Genomic DNA, 21,139 nt, shown 5'->3' on the forward strand with positions numbered 1-21,139 from the left:
CCCTAGGGGCGTGCTCCACGGATCGGGCCGGGCTTGCGGCGCCCGTCGGCCGCCGCTCCCGATCCGGAATCCGGACCGGGCCGCGCCCCACCCCCGCCGGCTGAGACAATGCCGCCATGACGGAGACCACGGTCGGCATCGGCGGCGCGGCGGAGAGCACCGACATGGTGCTCAACATCGGCCCCCAGCACCCTTCCACGCACGGCGTGCTGCGCCTGCGCCTCGTCCTGGACGGCGAGCGCATCGTCAGCGCCGAGCCGGTGGTCGGCTACATGCACCGCGGTGCCGAGAAGCTCTTCGAGGCCCGCGACTACCGGCAGATCGTGATGCTCGCGAACCGCCACGACTGGCTGTCCGCGTTCTCCAACGAGCTGGGCGTCGTCATGGCCGTCGAGCGGATGCTCGGCATGGAGGTGCCCGAGCGGGCCGTGTGGATGCGGACCCTGCTCGCCGAGTTGAACCGGGTCCTGAACCACCTGATGTTCCTCGGCTCGTACCCCCTGGAGCTGGGCGGCATCACCCCGATCTTCCACGCGTTCCGCGAGCGCGAGGAGCTGCAGGCCGTCATGGAGGAGATCTCCGGCGGGCGCATGCACTACATGTTCAACCGCGTCGGCGGCCTCAAGGAGGACCTCCCGGCCGGCTGGCTGGGCCGGGCCCGCGCCGCCATCGCCGACGTCAGCACGCGCATGCACGTCTACGACGACCTGGTGCGCGGCAACGAGATCTTCCGCGCCCGCACCCGCGGCGTCGGCGTCCTGTCCGCCGAGGCCGTGCACGCGTACGGGGTCTCCGGCCCGATCGCCCGCGCCTCCGGCGTCGACTTCGACCTGCGCCGCGACGAGCCGTACCTCGCCTACGGCGAGCTCCAGGACGTCCTGAAGGTCGTCACCCGCACCGAGGGCGACTGCCTGGCCCGCTTCGAGGTCCTGCTCGAGCAGACCCACAACGCGCTGGACATCGCGGTCGCCTGCCTGGACCGGATGGCGGAGCTGGCGCCCGGCCCGATCAACCAGCGGCTGCCGAAGGTGCTGAAGGCGCCCGAGGGCGAGACGTACGCGTGGACCGAGAACCCGCTCGGCATCAACGGCTACTACCTCGTCTCCAAGGGCGAGAAGACCCCGTACCGGCTCAAGCTGCGCTCGGCCTCGTACAACAACATCCAGGCCCTGGCGGTCCTGCTCCCCGGGCAGCTGGTCGCGGACATGGTCTCGATCCTCGGCTCGCTGTTCTTCGTCGTCGGCGACATCGACAAGTAATCGACGAGCGCGGAACGGACAAGGGACGAGCGGCCGGGCCCGTGGCGCTGTCGCACCCACGGCCTAGTCTGCCCGTATGACCTCCGGCGCATCAGCAGACCCGCAACCGCACCCCGCCATATTCGCCGCCTACCTGCGGCGGCTCGGCATCGAGGAGCCGGGTGCGCCGTCCGTCGAGGGGCTGTTCGCCCTCCAGCGGGCGCACCTGGAGCGCGTCCCGTACGAGAACGTCGACATCCAGCTCGGCCGCGCCCCCGGCATCGACCCCGAGCTGTCGGCGCGCCGCTTCGCCGCCGGACGCGGGGGCTACTGCTTCCACCTCAACGGGGCCTTCGCGATGCTCCTCGACCACCTCGGCTACGAGGTCACCCGCCATGTGGGCGGCGTGTACAAGGAATCCCAGTCCGAGGAGGCCCTGCGGGGCGTGAGCGGCGACCACCTGGCGCTCACCGTCCGCGTGCCGGGGGAGGCGCCCGACCGGGAGGGCGTCTACTACGTGGACGCCGGGCTCGGAGACGGCCCGCACGAGCCGCTGCCGCTGCGCGAAGGCGCGTACCGCCAGGGTGCCTTCGCCTACTCCCTGGAGCGGCTGCCCTCACTGGGCTGGCTCTACCGCCACCCCGGCAGCTCCGCCCCGCTCGTGAACTTCCGCGCGGAGCCAGCCGGGACGGCGGGAGCGGCCGGCTTCGAGGCCGAGCACGTCCGGCTGTCCACCTCCGGGGACTCCGGTTTCGTACGGACCTTCGCGGCCCTGCGCCGCGACGCGGACGCCATCGACGCCCTGCGGGGGCGGGTGCTGAGCCGGACCGACCCCGTGAAGGGCAACACGGAGCGGGTGCTCGACGGCCCGGAGGAGTTCTACGCCGTGCTGGAGGGCGTCTTCGGCCGCGCGCTGGACGACCTGACCCCGACGGACCGCACGGCCCTGTGGGCCCGGGTGAGCCGCGCCCACGAGAGCTGGGCGGCCGGCCGCGAGGGATGACCGCGAGGGCGGCCGGCCCGGAGCGGCCGGCCGGGCCGATGTCGTAGCGGCAGGGCAGACTGGGGGGATGTCCCTCTCACCCCGTCGGGCCTGCCCCTCCTGCGGCCGCGACTGCGCCGTCACCGCCGGGCGGATCGCCCGCCACGACCCGCCCGCCGGACGGGGCCGCGGGGACCTCGTCTCCTGCCCCGGCTCCCGCGCCCGCGTGACCCTCGGCGCCAGTGCCCCCACCCTGGACGGCTTCACCCTGTCCCCGCTGCCGGGCCAACTCCCGCTGTTCTAGGCCCGGACGGGGGCAGTACGGGGGGGCAGCACCCGTAACGGCCGCCAGGTAGCCGGATGTCGGGGATGTCCGTGGCTCCGTAGCTTCGGAACATGACGACCCAGCAGAAGCAGAGCAACCGCCTCCGGCTCCGGCGCGGCGCCGCCGCCGTGGTCCTCGCCGCCGTCCTCGGCGGGCTCGCCGCGCCCGTGGCGCTCGCCGCGCCCGCCGCGCACGCCGCCCCGACGGAGAGTTCCGCGGCCACGGCGTCCGCCCGGAGCGGGCGCGGGCACCTGGTCTCCCTCACCCCCCTGGAGCGGCTCGCCCCCGCGGAGGTCACCGCCCGCCTGGCCCCGATCGGCTTCGACGCGTCCACCGTCCGGTACGGCGTCGCCGCCTACCGGCTCACCTACGCCACCGTCGACCCGCAGGGCCGACCGACCACCGCCACCGGCCTGTTCGTCCTCCCGCGAGGGGGCCCGCACCGGCTCGACCTGGTCTCCGACACCCACGGCACGGTCGCCACCCGCGACGACGCCCCCTCGGGAGGCGCGGGCTACAACCGGCTCACGCCCTACCTGCACGCCTCCGCCGGCCGCGCCGTCGCCGCTCCGGACTACCTGGGCCTGGGCGGCGGGCCGGGCGCCCATCCGTACATGGACACCCGGTCCTCGGTCACCGCCTCCGTGGACATGCTGGAGGCCGCCCGGACCGCGGCCGACCGGCTGGGGCGGGCCGTCACCCGGGACGTGTACGCCACCGGCTTCTCCCAGGGCGGCCAGGTGGCGATGGCCCTGGGCCGCGAACTGTCCCGCCCGGGCAGCAGCTTCCGGCTCCGCGCCCTGGCCCCGATCGCCGGGCCGTACGACCTGGACGGCTCCGAGCTGCCCGGCATCACCGACGGCCGGGTCGCACCCCGCACCGCCGTCTTCTACCTGACGTACTTCCTCACCGCCCAGAACCGGCTGCACCCGCTCTACGCCGATCCGGCCGAGGTGTTCCGCGCACCTTATGCACAAGCTGTGGAAAGCCTGTTCGACGGGAGCCACCGGTGGGAGGACATCGCGGCCGGACTCCCCGCATCACCGGAGGAGCTGCTCACCCCGGCCTGGTACGAGAACATCCGCGCCCCGCACGGAGCCCTGCGCACGGCCCTGAAGGCCAACGACGACGCCTGCGACTGGAAGCCCGCCGCCCCGGTCCGCCTCTACGGCGGCTCGGCCGACACCGACGTGCCCTTCGCCAACGCCCTCGCCTGTGCGGCCGATCTGGCCCGCCACGGGGTCCGGGCGAGGGTCGTCGACCAGGGGGCGGACGCCGACCACTTCACCTCGGCGATCCGCTCGGCGCCCCAGGCGGTCCGCTGGTTCGACTCACTGCGCTAGAACGCCGAGTCGGAACCTAGGAGCTCGCCGCGCGCAGCTGCACCACGTCGATCGGCTCGGTCTCGTCGTGGGCGGTCAGGTCGATGACCTGGCCCGCGGCGCGCTCCTCGGCGGCGGGAGCCTTGAACTCCGGCTCGGCCGCCCCGCCCTGCGCGGACTCCGCCTCGTGGACGGCGAGGGCCTCCGCGCCGACGACATCGGCGAGGTCCTCGTTCTGGACGGACTCGATCGCCGCGCGGGCCTGCGCCGCGGTCTTCGTACCGAAGAAGTCGAAGCCGCCCTCGACGCGCGAGGTGGGCCGGCGGTGCGCGGCGTACGGGGCCACCGCGGCCGCGAGACGGCGCGCGGGGACGGCCGCCGCCGGGCCGGCGGGCACCGGGCCGGTGAGCGCGGGGCGGGAGTGCGCCTCCAGCGCGGCGGGCTTCGCCGGGGCGGCGGACGCGACGGGCTTCGCCGAACCCGCGGGTGCCACGGGCTTCGCCGAACCGGCGGGAGCGGCGGGTGCGGCCGGGAGGGCCGCAGCCGCAGGGACCTTGGGGCCCGCCGGGAGGGCGGGAGGGCCGCTCGGGCCCTTGGGTCCGGGCCCGGTGGCCTTGGCCGTCTTGTCGGCCAGCGCCACGAGCGCGGCATGGGCGCGGGCGAAGCCCACCGAGGTGGCGGCGCCGGCGCTGGTGCGCTCCTCGGTGACCGCCGGAAGTTCCTTGGGAGCGGCGGTGGAAGCCGCCGGGGCCGCGGCCTCGATGGCCAGTAGCCGGCGTCCCTCCAGGGCGCTCGCCCGCTCGGTCTCGGCGGTGGCGTACCGGCGCAGCAGCGAGGCGTGTTCCCCGCGCAGGCCGGCGAGTTCGACCCGCTTGGCGCGCAGTTTGGCGTCGAGCTTGCCGCGCAGCACCCGGGCCTCTTCGAGGTCGGATTCGAGCTCGGCTATCCGCTCGTCCGTGCGCCACTCGTCCTTGACCCGCTCGCGCCCGAGCTCGGTGACCCGGCGGCCCGCCGCCAGGTCCCACGCGCGCATGACGACGGCGCCGGTCAGCCCGGCGGCCGCGGTGAGCGCCACGAGCAGGCGCAGCGCCATCGGTTCCGCGAGCAGCCAGGCGGCGCCTGCGCCGACGACGGACACACCGGCGACGGCGCTCGGCGTGAGCAGCCGGTGAAGAGGTTCGGGATTGCGGTGGCGTCCACGGGGCATGGCCTGAAATTTACAGGGCGTGGACAGGGTGTGGGGTAGCCGCCCGGGAATCTGTTCCCGAGCGGTTACCGCACTCGGCGCACGAAAGGCGCAACTCCTACTTCTTCAGCAGTCCCTTGGACTCCAGGTAGGCCTTGGCTACATCCGCCGGCTTGGCGCGCTCGGCGTCGACCTTGCGGTTCAGCTCGACCAGATCGGCGGTGGTGAGCGCCTTGGTGATCTTGTCGAGGGCGGCCGCGATCTCGGGGGCGCCGGCGTCCTTGGCGTTGACCACCGGGAGCACGTTGTCGGCGTTCTGGAGCTTCTTGTCGTCCTCCAGCAGCACCAGGCCGAAGCTGTCGAGGGTGGCGTCCGTGGTGGTGGTCAGGACCAGCTGGTCCGCGCCGTCCTTGACCGCCTGCTTGGCCTGCGGCGTTCCGACGCCCTTGGGGTCGATACCGGAAACGTCGATTCCGTACGTGGTCTTCAATCCGGGTGCGCAGAAGGGCCGCACCGCGCATTCGTCACCCGCCGCGATCTTCACCTTCAGACCGGACTTGCCCAGGTCGGAAAGGGTCTTGAGATTGTTCTTCGTGGCGAATTCCTTGCTCACCGCGAAGGCGTTCTGGTCGACCGCCGAGCCCGCCGGCAGCGCCTTCAGCCCCAGCGGGCCCGCCAGCTTCTCCAGGGCCGCCACCGTCGCCGTCACGTCGCTCGACGCGACCGGCTTCTCCGTCGGCGCCTTGGCACCGTTCACCTTGGCGTTGAGGAACTCCGCGAGGGTCGCCGCGTACTCCGGGACGACGTCGATCTCGCCCTTCTCCAGCGAGGGTTCGTACAGCTCGCGGTTGTTGACCGTGGTGATCGACGTGTCGTAGCCGGCGTCCTTCAGGACCTGCGCGTACAGCTCGGCCAGCACGTTGGACTCGGTGAAGCCGGCGGCGCCGATCACCAGCTTGCCGCCCTTGCCGCCCTCGGAGGACCCGGAGGCGGCCGCGGAGGAACCACCGTCCTTGGTCTTCTCCAGACTGTCGCCGCCGCACGCGGCGAGCGATGCGGTCAGGGCGACCGCGCCCAGGGCCGCGCCGAGGGCGCGCGTGGACTTGCTCATCTCAATCTCCTTCAAGGGGTGGGCAACAAGGGGTGGACCGACGTGTCGGGGCCCGCTCAGCGGGCGGTCGCCCGGGCGGGCGCGCCCGGCAGCAGCCGGTCGGCCGCCACCAGCGCGCCCTCCACGAGCAGGGCCAGCGCGGCGACCAGCAGGGCGCCCGCGACGACCTGCGGGGTGTTGTACGTGTTGAAGCCGGCGGTGATGATCCGGCCGAGGCCGCCCTGGCCGACCATGGCGGCGATGGTGGCCGTGGCGATGACCTGGACGGCGCCCGAGCGCAGTCCCGTCATCACCAGTCCCCGGGCGAGGGGCAGTTCCACGCGCCAGAAGAGCTGGCGGCCGGACATGCCCATGCCCCGCGCGGCCTCCACGACCGAGCGGTCGACCTCGCGCATGCCGACGTAGGCGTTGGTCAGGAGGGGCGGGATGGCGAACAGGACCAGTGCGGCGATGGTGGGCACGTACCCGGCATTCCGCAGCGGGGAGACCATGAACAGCGCCAGCACCGCGAAGACCGGGACGGCCCGCCCGATGTTGGAGACGTTGATCGCGAGGCCGCCGCCCTTGCCGAGGTGGCCCAGCCACAGCCCGACCGGGAGGGCCAGCGCGCAGGCCAGGGCCAGGGCGACGCCGCTGACGTACACGTGTTCGCCGAGCCGGTGCCAGACTCCGCTCTCCCCGGACCAGTTGGCCCCGTCGGCCAGCCAGTCCCAGGCCTGTCCCAGTACTCCCATCAGACGACTCCCGCCTTCACGTCGGCGGCCCGTCCGGCCCGTCCGGCCCGGTCTCCCCGCTCGGCGCGCGGCGCCTTCGTCACCCGCGTCCAGGGCGTGAGCAGCCGCTGGAGGCCGAGCAGCGCCAGGTCCGCGACCAGGGCGAGGAGCACGCACAGCACCGATGCGGTGAGCACCTGGGCCTTGAAGGAGCTGTTCACGGCGGGTGCGATGAGGTTGCCGAGGCCGCCCTTGCCCACGATGGAGCCGACCGTGGTCAGCGCGACCGTGGAGACGGTCGCGATCCGTACGCCGGCCAGCAGGGCGGGCAGCGCCAGCGGCAGTTCGACCTGCCACAGCAGCCGGCCCGGGCCGTACCCCATCCCGCGCGCGGCCTCCCGTACGTCCTCGGGCACGGCTTCGAGACCGGCCAGCACGTTGCGCACGAGGATGGTCAGCGAATACAGCACCAGGCCGGTCACCACCAGCGCCGCCGAGAGCCCGAACACCGGCAGCAGCAGGGAGAACATGGCCAGCGAGGGGACCGTGTAGAGCAGCGTGGTGATGCCGAGGACGGGGGCCGCCCAGTGGCGGCCGCGGCGGGCCAGCAGGGCGAGCGGGACGGACACGGCGATGCCGATGAGCACCGACACGGCCGTGATCCACACGTGTTCGAGGGTGGCGTCGGTGAGTTCCTGGGAGCGGGAGGTGACGTACTCCCAGCAGATCCAGTCGTTCGCCACCAGGCAGCTCTGCCCGGCCATCGCTCCTCGCCCCCCGTCGCCGATCGTTCGTAGGAGCGACCATAACCCCCGGCACCGACAATGGCCGGAATCCTTCGCACGCGGGCAACACGCCCTTCACAAACGGACCCCGCGGGTAGGGAAAGATGGGCGGGTGATCCGATTCGAGCAAGTGACCAAGCGCTACCCCGACGGGACCACGGCCACCCGGGACCTGTCCTTCGAGGTCGCCGAGGGCGAACTGGTCACCTTGGTGGGCCCGTCCGGCTGCGGCAAGACGACCACCATGAAAATGGTCAACCGGCTCGTCACACCGACCTCCGGCCGGATCCTGCTGAACGGCGAGGACATCGCGCGGGCCGACCCGGTCGAACTGCGCCGGCACATCGGCTACGTCATCCAGCAGGTCGGGCTGTTCCCGCACAAGACGGTGCTGGAGAACACGGCCACCGTGCCGCAGCTCATCGGCACCCCGAAGGCCAAGGCCCGCGCGCGGGCCGCGGAACTCCTCGAGCTGGTCGGGCTGGATCCGGCCGTCTACGGCGGCCGCTACCCGGAGCAGCTCTCCGGCGGGCAGCGCCAGCGCGTCGGCGTGGCCCGGGCGCTCGCCGCGGACCCGCCGGTGCTGCTGATGGACGAGCCGTTCGGCGCGGTGGACCCGGTGGTGCGCGAGCGGCTCCAGAACGAGTTCCTCACCCTCCAGAAGACCGTGCGCAAAACGATCCTGCTGGTCACGCACGACCTGGAGGAGGCGGTCCGGCTCGGGGACCGCATCGCGGTCTACGGAGCGGGCACCATCGAGCAGTTCGCCCGCCCGGCCGAGGTGCTGGGCGCCCCGGCGACCGAGTACGTGGCCGGCTTCGTCGGCTCCGACCGGGGGCTGAAGCGGCTCGCCGTCACGGCGGTGGCCCGGGCCGACCTGGCCGAGGTCTCCTCCGCCGAGGGAAAGGCCCCCACCGCCGGAGTGGCGCTGGGGGCCAGTCTGCGCGAGGCGCTCGCGCTGCTGCTCCAGGAGGACTCGGGGCGGATCGGGGTCACGGATCCCGACTCCGGCGCGCTGATCGGCGTACTCACCCCGGAGGGGGTGCACCGGGCCCTGCGCCGGGCCCACCTGCAGGAGGCCTGAGCCCCGGGCCGATCCTCGCCGTCCTCCTCGCTACGCCTGGATCCGGCCGCTCATCCACACCAGCATCGGCGGGATCTCGCGGCGCCAGGTGTTGAAGTTGTGGCCGCCGCTGTCGAGGATGATCGAGGAGACCCGGTCCGGGCCCTTGACCAGCTTGATGAACTTCTTCGTGCCGGCGAGGTTCGGCTCGCCCTTCTCGCTGCTGGTGACCAGGAACGACGTACCGGTCGGCTGCTTGGCCTTGAGGGACTCCAGCACGTTCGCGCGGGCCTTCAGCTTGGCGTCCCCGTGGAAGAGGTCACCGGTCGTCGGGTCGTCCGCGGCCTCGTAGTACGCGGACAGCCCCGCGGCGGCGCCGAAGGTCTGCGGGTAGTGCGCGGTCATCTTCAGGGCGCAGTAACCGCCCGTGGAGTTCCCGATGAAGCCCATGTTCGCGGGCTTCTCGCCGACCCGGAAGGTGTTCTGGATGGCGCGGGGAAGGTCTTGGCCGTAGAAGGTCTCGGTCTGCGGGCCACCGGGTATGTCCACGCACTCGGTGTCGCGCGCTCCCGGCGTCGGACGCATCATGACCAGGATCATCGGCTTCATCTTGCCCGCCTTGGACAGGCTGAAGGCCTTCATCGGGTAGTCGAGCCCTTTGATCAGGTTCTCCGCCATGCCCGGGTAGCCCGTGAGGACGACGGAGGCCGGGAAGTTGCGGTCCTTGTACTGCGGCTGGAAGTACTCCGGCGGCAGCCACACGTACCCGGGGCTCGTTATCTTCGACTTCTGGCCCGTCACGGACACCTTCAGGATCTGTCCGCCGACCGGGGGCTTGGCACCGCCGGGCACGTCGAGGTGCTGCTTGTCGACCACCTTGATGTCGTCGCTGCTCATCGAGTGGTCGACGACCTTGCCGATCGACGTCTCCTGGCCGAAGAGGTCGGCCCAGGAGCCGTAGAAGAGGAACGACTTGTTCGCGGCGAGGCCGATCGCCGCGAACATCGCCAGCTGCGTCGCCAGCAGCAGGCCGATCCGGCCGACGACCGAGCGCCAGGAGCGGCCCGAGAGCTTCGGCCAGAACCACACCGTGGCCGCGAACAGCAGCACACCGGCAAGGATGGCCAGCGCCAGAACCGTATTACTGGTGAGACCCATGAGCAGTCAGTCGACTTTCTATGGCAGGACTGGATTTTTCTCGACGGAAGAGTGAACCCGCTCCCCCTCGATGTCGTCCTAGGGGACGCACCACCCAACGAAAGGCCCAGCGGCCTTCGGCCACATGATCTCTCGCAGAGCAACGGGAAGCGATGTCTAGCAGGATAGATGGCGATAAGTCGGGACAGGTTCCGAAGCCTGTCAGCCGAATCCTCCGAGGCCCACGACCGGAGTCCGTCCCCGGAGTCGTGGGAACCGCCGTCACGGTCGTCGGCCTGCTGGACATCGCCGCGGGGGTCTTCCCGCGCTTCCGGCACAGCCGCATCCACGCGGTCACCGAGGTGCTGCCCGGCTCCGTCGGCCCCTTCGCCGCCGCCCTGGCCCTCAGCGCCGGCGTCCTGCTCCTGCTGCTCGCGCACGGGCTCAAGCGCCGCAAGCGCCGCGCCTGGCGGGCCGCCGTGGTGCTGCTGCCGGCCGGCGCCGTCGCGCAGTTCACGTACCGCCACTCGGTCATCGGCGTGGTCATCGCGGCGGTGCTCCTGGCGCTCCTGCTGCGCCACCAGAATGAATTCAAGGCACTGCCCGACCCGCGCAGCCGCTGGAAGGCGCTCGCCAACTTCGTGCTGATGAGCGCGGGCTCCATCGGCCTCGGATTGGTCATCGTCAACTCGCACCCCGGCCGCGTTGTAGGCAATCCGGGTGTTTATGAACAGATCAGCCACGTCGTCTACGGGCTCTTCGGCTTCGAGGGCCCCGTCGACTACGCCGGCCGGGTCTCCTGGACCGTCGGCTACTCGCTGGGCGCGCTCGGCATGCTCACCGCCGTCACCACCATCTACCTGGCCTTCCGCCCCGAGCACCCGGCCGCCCGGCTCACCGCCGACGACGAGGTCAAGCTCCGCGAGCTGCTCGCCAAGCACGGCGGCCGCGACTCGCTGGGCCACTTCGCGCTCCGCCGCGACAAGGCCGTCGTCTTCTCCCCCAGCGGCAAGGCCGCCGTCACCTACCGCGTGGTCTCCGGCGTGATGCTCGCCTCCGGCGACCCCGTCGGCGACGTCGAGGCCTGGCCCGGCGCCATCGAACGGTTCATGGAGGAGGCCAAGACCCACTCCTGGACCCCCGCCGTCATGGGCTGCAGCGAGACCGGCGGCGAGGTCTGGACCCGCGAGACCGGCCTCGACGCCCTGGAACTCGGGGACGAGGCGATCGTCGACGTCAAGGACTTCTCCCTCTCCGGCCGGGCGATGCGCAACGTCCGGCAGATGGTGAAGCGCATCGAACGCAACGGCTACACCACCCGGGTCCGCCGGGTCAGCGAGCTGACCGGGGCCGAGCTGGAGCGGGTCCGCGGCGCCGCCGAGGCCTGGCGCGGCACCGACACCGAACGCGGCTTCTCCATGGCACTCGGCCGCGTCGGCGACCCCGGCGACGGCGACTGCTACATCGCCACCGCGCACCGCGTCGAGGAGGGCGACACCTCCCCCTTCGGCGACCTCAAAGCCGTCCTGCACTTCGTCCCCTGGGGCGACGACGGCATGTCGCTGGAGCTGATGCGCCGCGACCGGGCCGCCGACCCCGGCATGAACGAGCTGCTGATCGTCGCCTCCCTGGAGGCCGCCCCCGCGCTCGGCATCGAGAAGGTCTCCCTGAACTTCGCGATGTTCCGCTCGGCCCTGGCCCGCGGCGAGAAGATCGGCGCCGGCCCGTTCCTGCGGATGTGGCGCAGCCTGCTGGTGTTCCTCTCGCGCTGGTTCCAGATCGAGTCGCTGTACAAGTTCAACGCGAAGTTCCGCCCCCGCTGGGAGCCCCGCTTCGTGGTCTTCCGCACCACCCGGGACCTGCCCCGCATCGGCTTCGCCGCGATGCAGGCCGAGGGCTTCGTCACGCTGGCCCTGCCCCGGCTGTTCGCCGGCCGCCGCCGCCCCAAGCCGGTGCGCACCTGCGCCCACCACCGCGTACCGGCCCCGGCCGCCGTCCCCACCCAGCCGGAACACAAGGTCCGGGCCGCCTGAGCCGCCCGGCCACCCAGGGCGGGGCCCAGCACCCGGGCCCTACCCTGGGAACCATGAACACGAACAGCGGCCCCGCCCCCAGAGGCCTGGTGACAGGCCTCCCCGACTGGGACCGCTGCGCGGTCATGGGCGTCGTCAACGTCACCCCCGACTCCTTCTCCGACGGCGGCCGCTGGTTCGACACCACCGCCGCCGTCAAGCGCGGCCTCGACCTCGTCGCCCAGGGCGCCGACCTCGTGGACGTGGGCGGCGAGTCCACCCGCCCCGGCGCCTCGCGCGTCGATGAGGAGGAGGAGCTGCGCCGGGTCGTCCCCGTCGTCCGCGGCCTCGCCTCCGAAGGGGTCGTCGTCTCCGTCGACACCATGCGCGCCTCCGTCGCCGCCCGGGCCGTCGCCGCCGGCGCCACCCTGGTCAACGACGTCAGCGGCGGCCTCGCCGACCCGGGCATGATCCCGGCCGTCGCCGCCGCCGAGGTGCCCTTCGTCGTCATGCACTGGCGCGGCTTCAGCGACGGCATGAACAGCCTCGCCGTCTACGAGGACGTCCTCGCCGAGGTCACCGCGGAACTGCGCACCCGCATCGACGCCGTCGTCACCGGCGGCATCGCCCCCGAACGGCTCCTCGTCGACCCGGGCCTGGGATTCGCCAAGAACGCCGAGCACGACCTCGCCCTGGTCGCGCACCTCCCCGAGCTGCGCGCCCTCGGTTTCCCGCTGCTGGTGGCCGCCTCGCGGAAGCGTTTCCTCGGCCGCGTGCTGGCCGGCGCCGACGGCGCCTCCCCGCCGCCCGCCCGCGAACGCGACGCCGCCACCGCCGCCGTCTCCGCCCTCGCCGCCTCCCGGGGCGCCTTCGCCGTACGGGTCCACGAGGTACGGGCGAGCGCCGACGCGGTTCGGGTGGCCCGCGCCGTGGAAGGGGCACTGGGTACGACCCGTAGCAACGAGGAAGGGGCACGGTGAGCCGTACCGACATCGAATCCGTCGAAGAGGTCAACACGGCCTTCTACGAGGCCATGGAGCGGGGGGACTTCGACTCGCTGTCGGCGCTCTGGCTCGAAGACGAGATCTCCTGCGTGCACCCGGGCTGGCCGGTGCTGTCGGGACGCGGCGAAGTGCTGCGCTCCTACGCGCTGATCATGTCGCACACCGAGTACATCCAGTTCTTCCTCACCGACACCAAGGTCACCGTCATAGGCGACACCGCACTGGTGACCTGCACCGAGAACATCCTCAGCGGCGGACCCGCCGAGGACGGCGGAGAACTGGGCCCGCTCGTCGGCCAGCTCGTCGTCGCCACGAATGTGTTCCGTCGCACACCGGAGGGCTGGCGGCTGTGGTCTCACCACGGTTCTCCCGTCCTCACGGACTCCGACGAGGACGACGAGGAGGAGCCCTCCTAGCCCCTCAGTCGGGGGGCTGTCGGGGTCCGAGGTATTTCGCAGGTAAATTCGAAGATGGACGACGCCGACCGCACTCGGCTTAGGCCATGGATCCGGGGAGTCCCGGACCGGAAGCACCTACGAAAAGCAGGAGTGATTCGCGTGGATCGTGTCGCGCTGCGCGGCCTCAAGGCTCGCGGGCACCATGGCGTCTTCCCCCGGGAACGCGAAGAGGGCCAGACCTTCATCGTCGACCTGGTGCTCCACCTGGACACCCGTCCCGCGGCGGCCGGCGACGACCTGGCTAAGACCGTGCACTACGGGGTAGTCGCGGAGGAAGTCGTCGACGTGGTCCAGGGCGAGCCCGTGGACCTGATCGAGACCCTCGCCGAGCGGATCGCCCAGCAGTGCCTCAAGCACGAGGCGGTCGCCCAGGTGGAGGTCGTCGTCCACAAACCGGACGCGCCGATCACCGTCCCCTTCGACGACGTGACCATCACGATCACCCGGAGCCGCGCGTGAACAACGGAATGAACGCCCAGAGCGACCCCACCGTCCAGCCGGTACCCGCCTCCGTGGTCGAAGCCGTGGACGCGGCGGACGTGACCCTGTCCAACCCCAAGTGGGCCGTCGTCGCGCTCGGCGCGAACCTGGGCAACCGCCTGGAGACCCTCCAGGGCGCCATCGACGCCCTCGGCGACACTCCGGGCCTGCGGGTCAAGGCCGTCTCCCCCGTCTACGAGACGGAGCCGTGGGGCGTCGAGGCGGGCTCGCAGCCCTCGTACCTCAACGCCGTCATCTCGGTGAAGACCACCCTGCCCCCCAGCTCGCTGCTGGAGCGCGGCCACGCCATCGAGGAGGCCTTCGACCGGGTCCGCGAGGAGCGCTGGGGGCCGCGCACGATCGACGTCGACATCATCACCTACGCCGACGAGGTCTCCGCCGACCCCGTCCTCACCCTCCCGCACCCGCGCGCCCACCAGCGCGCCTTCGTGCTGGCCCCGTGGAACGACATCGACGCCGAAGCGCAGATCCCGGGCCACGGGCCCGTCTCCGCGCTCCTGGCGGCCGTCGGCCTCGCCGGGCTCACCCGGCGCGAGGACCTGGAACTGCGCCTCCCCGAGTGAGCCGCGCCCGCGGGGCGGGGCCGTCGACCACTTAGGATCACCGGATACGCACGCACGGACAGCGGGCGTGGCGCGGATGGCGGGTATGGCGGGTATGGCGGGAGAGGCGCACGTGAAGCAACTGAGGCCGGCGGTCCTGGCGGGCATTTTCGCGATCGCCGCGGTGCTGTCCTGGGCCGGAGCCCGGCTGTGGAACGCCTACGGCACCCTTCCCGGCGTACCGGTGGCCGCCCCGATCGTCCTCGGCGCCATCGCGGTGGTCCTGCTCGCGACGGCCCTGTCGCTGCGCTCCCGCCTGAAGGCCCAGCGCGAGCGCGTGCCCGGCGCCAAGGGCGTGGAGCCGCTGATGGCGGCCCGCGCGGTGGTCTTCGGCCAGGCCAGCGCCCTGGTGGCGGCCCTGGTCGCGGGCGCCTACGGCGGCGTGGGCGTCTTCCTCCTCACCACCGCGATGGACGTCCCCGCCCGCCGCGACCAGACCTGGTACGCCGGCTTCTCGGTCCTGGCGGGCGCGGCGGTCGTGGCGGCGGCCCTCTTCCTGGAACACGTCCTGAAGCTCCCGGACGACGAGGACCCGGCCCCGGAGGCCCAGGCCCGCGCCTAAGGGGTGGCCGCGCCCACCACTCCGTAGGCGCGGCCGTCGAGGTCGAACTCCCCGAGCGGGATCATGCCCAGCCCGTCGACGTGCACCGTCCACGAGGCGTGATTGCTCATCTCGATGAAGGCCACCATCAGCTCGGCCCGCCCCGAGGCGGCCTCCAGCGCGGCGGTGAACAGCCCCCGGGCGATCCCCCGGCCCCGGTACGCGGCGCCGACCACAACGGGCCCGTAGAGCAGCCACCGCACGGCCCCCAGCGGCCGCCCGCGCCACAGCAGCGAGTCCTGGGCCCGGAGCAGCGCCCGCACGGGCGGCGGCGGCCCCGGCACGCTCTCGGCCCGCACGAGCCCGAGCAGCCCGGCGATCTCCCCACCGTCGTCCGCGACGAGCAGCCCCCCGCCCTCGGCCATCACCCGCAGCGCGTCCTCGTCGAGGGCCCCCTGCACGAACCCCTGCCGGGCCCGCTCCTCCGCGCTCAGCACGTCATGGTGATTGGCGGCGAAGAGCCCCGCCATGGCCGGCGCGTCCGCGGCGACGGCAGCCCTGTAGTCCATGATCCCGATGCTTCCACTCAGCTACGACGGCCGCATCCGCTCACCTCCGGGCCCGGACCAGGTGCCCGCTCACCAGGAAGCCGGGGTGGGGGGCGAGCCGGTAGGTGTAGAGGGTGAAGGGCTTCGCGCCGACGGCGATACGCGGCCGGACCTCGAGCACCCGGGCCGGCATCGTCTCCTCGAGCAGCAGGGGATGCTCTTCCCGCTGGAACGTGCCGCGCCGCCTCCATGCATCGGAGATGTACACGCGCGACGCCCGCCCCGGAACACCGCTCGGGGTGAACCTCGCCCCGGCTATCGCCGCCATCTCGCGGAGGAAGGAAACGTTGGCGCTCACCACGATGCGGCTCCCCCAGTCGCCGCTGCTCCGGTACCCGTCGCCGTCGACGTAGCCGTCCAGGAAGCAGTTGAAGGTCACATCGTCCCGCAGGACGACGCGGGGGAAGCGCTGTCGCATGTGGTGAGCGTCCCCGCCCACGTACTGCCTCAGCAAGTCGGCGAGGTACGAAGCGACGACGCGCACCCGGAAGCCCGGAAGGTCCCGCTGAAGGTAGCCGGAGGGCCGGGTGACCGGCTCCAGGCGAGCCGTAAGGCCGGTACCGACGGTCTTCGCCTGAGCCTGCCCCTCCACCGCGTTCACCATCTGCTTGCTCGGCAGCCCGCCCATCCCGCCCCCTGATCAGCGCGTGAATCACCTGATCAACGACGATATTGGGCGGGTCTGACAATCCGGCTAGCGGGCGATGATCAGTGACATCGCCTCGTTGCGGGTCGCGGGGTCGCGGAGCTGGCCGCGGACGGCCGAGGTGATGGTCTTCGCGCCGGGCTTGCGGACACCGCGCATGGTCATGCACATGTGCTCGCACTCGATGACCACGATGACCCCGCGCGGGTCCAGGATCTCCATCAGTGAGTCCGCGATCTGCGTCGTCAGCCGCTCCTGCACCTGGGGGCGGCGGGCGAAGACGTCCACGAGGCGGGCGAGCTTCGACAGGCCGGTGATCTTGCCGTCGACGGACGGAATGTACCCAACATGGGCAACTCCGACGAATGGCACCAAATGATGTTCACAGCTGCTCATGACCTCGATGTCCTTCACCAGGACCATCTCGTCGTGCCCGAGGTCGAACGTCGTGGTCAGCACCTCTTCGGGCTTCTGCCACAGACCCCCGAATATCTCCCGGTACGCCCGCGCAACCCGCGCGGGCGTCTCAAGGAGCCCCTCGCGGTCCGGGTCCTCGCCGACCGCGATCAGGAGCTCGCGGACGGCCGCCTCGGCGCGCTTCTCGTCGAACTCGCCGATCGTGCCCTCGCCACCGGTCAGGGTCACTGGGTCGGTCATCTCTTCCTCGTTCCTTTCTGTGCAGCGCGGGCATGTGAAAGTGCCGCGCCCCCCAGGCTAGAACCTGGGGGGCGCGGCATCCATTCCGGGAGGTACTAGGCCTCCGGGTGCTCCTCCGGGGAGGGCTCCGGGGCCTTCTCCACCGACACGGCGGCCGAGGCCGCGGACGTGCCGTTCGCCGCGTTCGTCAGCTGGAGCTCCTTGGGAGAGAGCACCGGCGGACGGGTGGACGGCGTGCGGTGGGAGGAGCCGGTCCACGCCGGGCGGGCCGGGCGCTTCACGATCGTCGAGAAGACCTCGGCGATCTGCTCCTTGTTGAGCGTCTCCTTCTCCAGGAGGGCGAGGACCAGGTTGTCGAGGACGTCGCGGTTCTCGACCAGGATCTCCCAGGCCTCGTTGTGCGCGGTCTCGATGAGCTTCTTGACCTCTTCGTCGACCAGCGCGGCAACCTCCTCCGAGTAGTCCCTCGGGTGCGACATCTCGCGGCCCAGGAACGGCTCGGTGTTGTCCCCGCCGAACTTGATCGCGCCGAGGCGCTCGGTCATGCCGTACTGCGTGACCATCGCGCGGGCCGTTGCCGTGGCCTTCTCGATGTCGTTCGCGGCGCCCGTGGTCGGGTCGTGGAAGACCAGTTCCTCGGCCGCGCGCCCGCCCAGCATGTACGCGAGCTGGTCGAGCATCTCGTTGCGCGTGGTCGAGTACTTGTCCTCGTCGGGCAGGACCATGGTGTAACCCAGGGCCCGGCCGCGGGACAGGATCGTGATCTTGTGGACCGGGTCCGAATTCGGGGAAGCCGCCGCGACCAGGGCGTGTCCGCCCTCGTGGTACGCGGTGATCTTCTTTTCCCGGTCCGACATGATCCGGGTCCGCTTCTGCGGGCCCGCCACGACGCGGTCGATCGCCTCGTCCAGCGCGTGGTTGTCGATCAGCTTCCCGTCCGAGCGGGCCGTGAGCAGCGCGGCCTCGTTCAGCACGTTGGCGAGATCGGCACCCGTGAAGCCGGGCGTACGACGGGCAACCGCACCCAGATCGACGTCCGGGGCGACCGGCTTGCCCTTCTGGTGGACCTTGAGGATCTCCAGACGGCCCTGCATGTCCGGACGGTCGACCGCGATCTGGCGGTCGAAGCGGCCGGGGCGCAGGAGGGCCGGGTCGAGGATGTCGGGACGGTTCGTGGCGGCGATCAGGATGACCCCGCCCTTCACGTCGAAGCCGTCCATCTCGACGAGCAGCTGGTTGAGGGTCTGCTCGCGCTCGTCGTGACCGCCGCCGAGGCCCGCACCGCGGTGCCGGCCGACGGCGTCGATCTCGTCGACGAAGACGATCGCCGGGGCGTTGGCCTTGGCCTGTTCGAACAGGTCGCGGACACGCGAGGCACCGACGCCGACGAACATCTCGACGAAGTCGGAACCGGAGATCGAGTAGAAGGGGACACCGGCCTCGCCCGCGACGGCACGCGCGAGCAGGGTCTTTCCGGTGCCGGGCGGGCCGTAGAGCAGCACGCCCTTGGGGATCTTGGCGCCGACGGCCTGGAACTTCGCCGGCTCCTGGAGGAACTCCTTGATCTCGTGGAGTTCCTCGACGGCCTCGTCGGAGCCCGCGACATCGGCGAACGTCGTCTTCGGGGTGTCCTTGGTGATGAGCTTGGCCTTGGACTTCCCGAAGTTCATGACTCGGGAGCCGCCGCCCTGCATCTGGTTCATCAGGAACAGGAAGACCACGACGATGAGGACGAACGGCAGCAGCGAGAGCAGCACGCTCAGGAACGGGCTGGTCTTGTCCGGCGTGACGGAGTATCCGTCAGGGATCTGACCGGCTTCGTACTTGGTCTGGAGGTTCTGGGCGAGCTGTACGCCCTGGTCCCCGATGTAGTTGGCCTGGAACTTGGTGCCGTCGTTGTCGCCGAGCTTCTGGTCCTTCTTCAGCTCGATCTTGATCATCTGGCTGTCACCGGTGGTGAGCTTGGCGCTGTCCACCTGGCCACTGTTGATCGCCTTGATGACCTCGCTGGTCTCCACCGACTTGTAGCCGCCGCCGGAGCCGACGACGTTCATCAACACGACCACGGCGAGGACGGCCAGCACGATCCACATAACCGGCCCACGGAAGTATCGCTTCACGTCCATCCATACGGGGCGCTAGGCACCCCGTCCCTCCTGCCCGTAGGTAAATGCTGCTGTGAGTAAAGACTGTTCTTCGGAATGTACCCCTGCATTGTCACCCGCGGCCTCATGGGACGGCTGACAGACCCGCCTTTCCATGCTCCAACGGCGGGAAACGCTCCAGGGTTCCCCTGTCGGGCGCTGGATCAGCCGCCGTAGACGTGGGGAGCGAGGGTGCCGACGAACGGCAGGTTGCGGTACTTCTCCGCGTAGTCGAGGCCGTAGCCGACGACGAACTCGTTCGGGATGTCGAAGCCGACCCACTTCACGTCGATCGCGACCTTGGCGGCGTCGGGCTTGCGCAGCAGCGTGACGACCTCCAGGGAGGCCGGCTGGCGGGAGCCGAGGTTCGACAGCAGCCACGACAGGGTCAGGCCCGAGTCGATGATGTCCTCGACGATCAGGACGTGCTTGTCCTTGATGTCGGTGTCCAGGTCCTTCAGGATCCGGACCACGCCCGAGGACTGGGTTCCGGCGCCGTACGAGGACACCGCCATCCAGTCCATGGTGAGCGGGGTGGACAAGGCGCGCGCCAGGTCCGCCATCACCATGACCGCGCCCTTGAGGACGCCGACGATGAGCAGGTCCTTGCCCGCGTACTCCGCGTCGATCTTCGCGGCCAGCTCGGCCAGCTTCGCGTCGATCTCTTCCTTGGTGATGAGCACCGACTGGAGGTCGTTGCCCATGTCCTTCTCGTCCACCCGCATCACTTTCGTTGTCGGCTGGGGCTCCGGGGGTGACCCCGGAGGTCTCAGCCGTGCCTCAGCACCAATCAGCCCTGCCGGATGACCAGTCTGCCACCCTGCCGCTGGGCCTCGACCCGGCCGGGCAGGTTGATGGCTCCCTGACCGCGCCATCCGGTGATGAGCCGGTCGACTTCCTCGATGTGGCGGGCGAAGAGGGAGCCCGCGGGGGAGCCGGCGGCGACGACCGCCCGGCGCAGTACGCGGCGGCGGACGGCGGGGGGCAGCGCGTACAGCTTGGCGCACTCCAGGCGGCCGTCTTCGTCGCGTACGCCGTTCTCGGCCTCGGCGGCCCAGGCGTCCAGGGCGTCGGCGTCGTCGCGGGAGAGCTGGGCGGTGCGGGCGAGCGCCTCCACGACCCCCTTGCCGAGCGCCTTCTCCAGGGCGGGCAGTCCCTCGTGGCGGAGCCGGGAGCGGGTGTAGGCGGGGTCGATGTTGTGCGGGTCGTCCCAGACGGCGAGGGACTGGACCATGCAGGCCTTGCGGGCGGTCTGCCGGTCCACCTGGAGGAACGGCCGGCGGTAGCGGTGGCTGCGGCCGCCGCGCGCGCCGGGGCCTCCGGAGACTTCGGCCATGCCGGAGAGCGAGCGGATGCCGGAGCCGCGGGCGAGGCCCAGCAGGACGGTTTCGGCTTGGTCGTCGCGGGTGTGGCCGAGCAGCACGGCGACGGCGCCCAGCCGGTCGGCGGCCTCGTCCAGGGCGGCGTAGCGGGCGTCGCGGGCGGCGGCTTCGGGGCCTCCGTCGCGGCCGACGCGCACGGCGACGGACTCGACGGGGTCGAGGCACAGCGCGGTCATGCGGGAGACGACCTCGGCGGCGCGCAGGGCGGAGCCGTCCTGGAGGCCGTGGTCGACGGTGATGCCGCCGGCCCGGATTCCGAGTTTGGGGGCCTCGAAGGCGAGGGCGGAGGCGAGCGCCATGGAGTCCGCGCCGCCGGAGCAGGCGACGAGGACCAGCGGGGCGGTGTCGGGGAGGGGGTCGTGGGGGGCGGCACCGGCCGAGGAGCCGACGGTGCGGCCGGGGCGGCCGACCCGGGGTGCGGGGGCGGGAGCGGGCCGGCTGTGGAGGTCTGTGAGGTCGGTGAGGACGTCGTGGAGTGCGCGGCGGACCGCCAGGCGTATCGCCGCGACCGCAGGATGGGGACCCATGTCCGGTGCCCTTCGGTGGAGTTCGGTGCCTCGGAGGCGCTGGGGAGGCGTTTGGGGAGGTGGTGTGCCAGGGTGCTGCCCGGCTCCCCCCGCGGGCGGGGGTTGTCACTCAGAGTGCGTCGATGGTGACAGAACCGAGCCGTTCTCTGAGCATCGCACGCCCTTCCACGCCCCACGGTCCCTCGGACGGGTGAC

22 protein-coding genes are annotated in these 21,139 nt (G+C 71.6%); 11 read left to right on the forward strand and 11 right to left on the reverse strand.

From position 1 onward, the window contains the following. Positions 1-116 precede the first annotated feature (116 nt). From OG730_RS18700 to OG730_RS18715, 4 genes are all read left to right on the forward strand, one after another. Complete coding sequence (locus OG730_RS18700) at positions 117-1,259, forward strand: NADH-quinone oxidoreductase subunit D (protein ID WP_327305297.1); 1,143 nt, start codon at positions 117-119, stop codon at positions 1,257-1,259. A 76-nt stretch (positions 1,260-1,335) separates the two neighbouring features. Next, positions 1,336-2,241 (forward strand): arylamine N-acetyltransferase family protein, encoded by a 906-nt coding sequence (locus tag OG730_RS18705; RefSeq protein WP_327305298.1) that lies wholly within the window; start codon positions 1,336-1,338, stop codon positions 2,239-2,241. 67 nt (positions 2,242-2,308) lie between these two features. Next, the gene (locus OG730_RS18710; protein WP_266956188.1) at positions 2,309-2,524 is read left to right on the forward strand and encodes a hypothetical protein; all 216 of its coding nucleotides are present in this window, start codon (positions 2,309-2,311) and stop codon (positions 2,522-2,524) included. A gap of 92 nt (positions 2,525-2,616) precedes the next feature. Then, the gene (locus OG730_RS18715; RefSeq protein WP_327305299.1) at positions 2,617-3,888 is read left to right on the forward strand and encodes an alpha/beta hydrolase family protein; all 1,272 of its coding nucleotides are present in this window, start codon (positions 2,617-2,619) and stop codon (positions 3,886-3,888) included. A gap of 16 nt (positions 3,889-3,904) precedes the next feature. Here OG730_RS18715 and OG730_RS18720 read toward each other — a convergent pair whose 3' ends face one another. The 4 genes from OG730_RS18720 to OG730_RS18735 form a co-directional block, all read right to left on the reverse strand. After that, positions 3,905-5,074: a hypothetical protein gene (locus OG730_RS18720; RefSeq protein WP_327305300.1), complete on the reverse strand. Its 1,170-nt coding sequence runs from the start codon at positions 5,072-5,074 to the stop codon at positions 3,905-3,907. Between the two features lie 97 nt (positions 5,075-5,171). Continuing rightward, on the reverse strand, positions 5,172-6,164 hold the full coding sequence (locus OG730_RS18725) for an ABC transporter substrate-binding protein (protein WP_327305301.1): 993 nt from the start codon (positions 6,162-6,164) through the stop codon (positions 5,172-5,174). Between the two features lie 56 nt (positions 6,165-6,220). Further along, entirely contained in the window at positions 6,221-6,898 is a 678-nt protein-coding gene (locus OG730_RS18730; protein ID WP_327305302.1) for an ABC transporter permease, read from the reverse strand. Further along, positions 6,898-7,641 carry an ABC transporter permease gene (locus OG730_RS18735; protein ID WP_327305303.1) on the reverse strand — a complete coding sequence of 248 codons (744 nt, stop codon included), beginning with the start codon at positions 7,639-7,641 and terminating at the stop codon, positions 6,898-6,900. The genes OG730_RS18730 and OG730_RS18735 overlap by 1 nt, the downstream gene beginning before the upstream one ends. Positions 7,642-7,774: 133 nt before the next feature. Here OG730_RS18735 and OG730_RS18740 point away from each other — a divergent pair, with 133 nt between their 5' ends. Beyond that, on the forward strand, positions 7,775-8,746 hold the full coding sequence (locus OG730_RS18740) for an ABC transporter ATP-binding protein (protein ID WP_327305304.1): 972 nt from the start codon (positions 7,775-7,777) through the stop codon (positions 8,744-8,746). A gap of 30 nt (positions 8,747-8,776) precedes the next feature. Here the strand turns inward: OG730_RS18740 and OG730_RS18745 are convergent, their stop codons facing one another. Further along, a complete protein-coding gene (locus OG730_RS18745) occupies positions 8,777-9,883 on the reverse strand; it encodes an alpha/beta hydrolase (protein WP_327305305.1) in 1,107 nt (368 codons plus the stop codon). Positions 9,884-10,035: 152 nt separating this feature from the next. Between OG730_RS18745 and OG730_RS18750 the strand changes: the two genes are divergently transcribed. The 6 genes from OG730_RS18750 (at position 10,036) to OG730_RS18775 (ending at position 15,001) form a co-directional block, all read left to right on the forward strand. Beyond that, a complete protein-coding gene (locus OG730_RS18750; RefSeq protein WP_327305306.1) occupies positions 10,036-11,895 on the forward strand; it encodes a phosphatidylglycerol lysyltransferase domain-containing protein in 1,860 nt (619 codons plus the stop codon). A 53-nt stretch (positions 11,896-11,948) separates the two neighbouring features. Beyond that, positions 11,949-12,854, forward strand: a complete 906-nt coding sequence (gene folP / locus OG730_RS18755; RefSeq protein WP_327305307.1) for a dihydropteroate synthase — start codon at positions 11,949-11,951, stop codon at positions 12,852-12,854. Beyond that, complete coding sequence (locus OG730_RS18760) at positions 12,851-13,294, forward strand: nuclear transport factor 2 family protein (protein ID WP_327305308.1); 444 nt, start codon at positions 12,851-12,853, stop codon at positions 13,292-13,294. The genes folP and OG730_RS18760 overlap by 4 nt, the downstream gene beginning before the upstream one ends. 141 nt (positions 13,295-13,435) lie before the next feature. Beyond that, positions 13,436-13,795, forward strand: a complete 360-nt coding sequence (gene folB, locus OG730_RS18765) for a dihydroneopterin aldolase (protein ID WP_030010912.1) — start codon at positions 13,436-13,438, stop codon at positions 13,793-13,795. Positions 13,796-13,803: 8 nt separating this feature from the next. After that, positions 13,804-14,400, forward strand: coding sequence for a 2-amino-4-hydroxy-6-hydroxymethyldihydropteridine diphosphokinase (gene folK, locus OG730_RS18770; RefSeq protein WP_327309328.1), 597 nt, complete (start codon positions 13,804-13,806; stop codon positions 14,398-14,400). A 112-nt stretch (positions 14,401-14,512) separates the two neighbouring features. Next, entirely contained in the window at positions 14,513-15,001 is a 489-nt protein-coding gene (locus OG730_RS18775; RefSeq protein WP_327305309.1) for a DUF3180 domain-containing protein, read from the forward strand. On the opposite strand, the gene OG730_RS18780 is transcribed toward OG730_RS18775, so the two are convergent. From OG730_RS18780 to tilS, 6 genes are all read right to left on the reverse strand, one after another. Further along, positions 14,998-15,549: a GNAT family N-acetyltransferase gene (locus tag OG730_RS18780; protein ID WP_327305310.1), complete on the reverse strand. Its 552-nt coding sequence runs from the start codon at positions 15,547-15,549 to the stop codon at positions 14,998-15,000. The two genes, OG730_RS18775 and OG730_RS18780, sit on opposite strands and share 4 nt — an antisense overlap. Positions 15,550-15,589: 40 nt before the next feature. Next, positions 15,590-16,216 carry a hypothetical protein gene (locus tag OG730_RS18785; protein ID WP_327305311.1) on the reverse strand — a complete coding sequence of 209 codons (627 nt, stop codon included), beginning with the start codon at positions 16,214-16,216 and terminating at the stop codon, positions 15,590-15,592. A 66-nt stretch (positions 16,217-16,282) separates the two neighbouring features. After that, the gene (gene folE / locus OG730_RS18790; RefSeq protein WP_327254273.1) at positions 16,283-16,891 is read right to left on the reverse strand and encodes a GTP cyclohydrolase I FolE; all 609 of its coding nucleotides are present in this window, start codon (positions 16,889-16,891) and stop codon (positions 16,283-16,285) included. A 95-nt stretch (positions 16,892-16,986) separates the two neighbouring features. Beyond that, positions 16,987-19,017, reverse strand: coding sequence for an ATP-dependent zinc metalloprotease FtsH (gene ftsH / locus OG730_RS18795; protein ID WP_327305312.1), 2,031 nt, complete (start codon positions 19,015-19,017; stop codon positions 16,987-16,989). A gap of 182 nt (positions 19,018-19,199) precedes the next feature. Then, entirely contained in the window at positions 19,200-19,760 is a 561-nt protein-coding gene (gene hpt / locus OG730_RS18800) for a hypoxanthine phosphoribosyltransferase (RefSeq protein WP_243339812.1), read from the reverse strand. Positions 19,761-19,825: 65 nt separating this feature from the next. After that, positions 19,826-20,944, reverse strand: coding sequence for a tRNA lysidine(34) synthetase TilS (tilS, locus tag OG730_RS18805; protein ID WP_327305313.1), 1,119 nt, complete (start codon positions 20,942-20,944; stop codon positions 19,826-19,828). Positions 20,945-21,139 lie beyond the last annotated feature (195 nt).

This window comes from Streptomyces sp. NBC_01298, from assembly GCF_035978755.1.
Classification (GTDB): domain Bacteria; phylum Actinomycetota; class Actinomycetes; order Streptomycetales; family Streptomycetaceae; genus Streptomyces.

What these genes read in the sequence shown, in the direction of transcription:
- OG730_RS18700 (WP_327305297.1), top strand. Translation starts at nt 117, where the DNA reads ATGACGGAGACCACGGTCGGCATCGGCGGCGCGGCGGAGAGCACCGAC.
- OG730_RS18705 (WP_327305298.1), top strand. Translation starts at nt 1,336, where the DNA reads ATGACCTCCGGCGCATCAGCAGACCCGCAACCGCACCCCGCCATATTC.
- OG730_RS18710 (WP_266956188.1), top strand. Translation starts at nt 2,309, where the DNA reads ATGTCCCTCTCACCCCGTCGGGCCTGCCCCTCCTGCGGCCGCGACTGC.
- OG730_RS18715 (WP_327305299.1), top strand. Translation starts at nt 2,617, where the DNA reads ATGACGACCCAGCAGAAGCAGAGCAACCGCCTCCGGCTCCGGCGCGGC.
- OG730_RS18720 (WP_327305300.1), bottom strand. Translation starts at nt 5,074, where the DNA reads ATGCCCCGTGGACGCCACCGCAATCCCGAACCTCTTCACCGGCTGCTC.
- OG730_RS18725 (WP_327305301.1), bottom strand. Translation starts at nt 6,164, where the DNA reads ATGAGCAAGTCCACGCGCGCCCTCGGCGCGGCCCTGGGCGCGGTCGCC.
- OG730_RS18730 (WP_327305302.1), bottom strand. Translation starts at nt 6,898, where the DNA reads ATGGGAGTACTGGGACAGGCCTGGGACTGGCTGGCCGACGGGGCCAAC.
- OG730_RS18735 (WP_327305303.1), bottom strand. Translation starts at nt 7,641, where the DNA reads ATGGCCGGGCAGAGCTGCCTGGTGGCGAACGACTGGATCTGCTGGGAG.
- OG730_RS18745 (WP_327305305.1), bottom strand. Translation starts at nt 9,883, where the DNA reads ATGGGTCTCACCAGTAATACGGTTCTGGCGCTGGCCATCCTTGCCGGT.
- OG730_RS18750 (WP_327305306.1), top strand. Translation starts at nt 10,036, where the DNA reads ATGTCTAGCAGGATAGATGGCGATAAGTCGGGACAGGTTCCGAAGCCT.
- folP (WP_327305307.1), top strand. Translation starts at nt 11,949, where the DNA reads ATGAACACGAACAGCGGCCCCGCCCCCAGAGGCCTGGTGACAGGCCTC.
- folK (WP_327309328.1), top strand. Translation starts at nt 13,804, where the DNA reads ATGAACGCCCAGAGCGACCCCACCGTCCAGCCGGTACCCGCCTCCGTG.
- OG730_RS18780 (WP_327305310.1), bottom strand. Translation starts at nt 15,549, where the DNA reads ATGGACTACAGGGCTGCCGTCGCCGCGGACGCGCCGGCCATGGCGGGG.
- OG730_RS18785 (WP_327305311.1), bottom strand. Translation starts at nt 16,216, where the DNA reads ATGGGCGGGCTGCCGAGCAAGCAGATGGTGAACGCGGTGGAGGGGCAG.
- folE (WP_327254273.1), bottom strand. Translation starts at nt 16,891, where the DNA reads ATGACCGACCCAGTGACCCTGACCGGTGGCGAGGGCACGATCGGCGAG.
- ftsH (WP_327305312.1), bottom strand. Translation starts at nt 19,017, where the DNA reads ATGGACGTGAAGCGATACTTCCGTGGGCCGGTTATGTGGATCGTGCTG.
- hpt (WP_243339812.1), bottom strand. Translation starts at nt 19,760, where the DNA reads ATGCGGGTGGACGAGAAGGACATGGGCAACGACCTCCAGTCGGTGCTC.
- tilS (WP_327305313.1), bottom strand. Translation starts at nt 20,944, where the DNA reads ATGGGTCCCCATCCTGCGGTCGCGGCGATACGCCTGGCGGTCCGCCGC.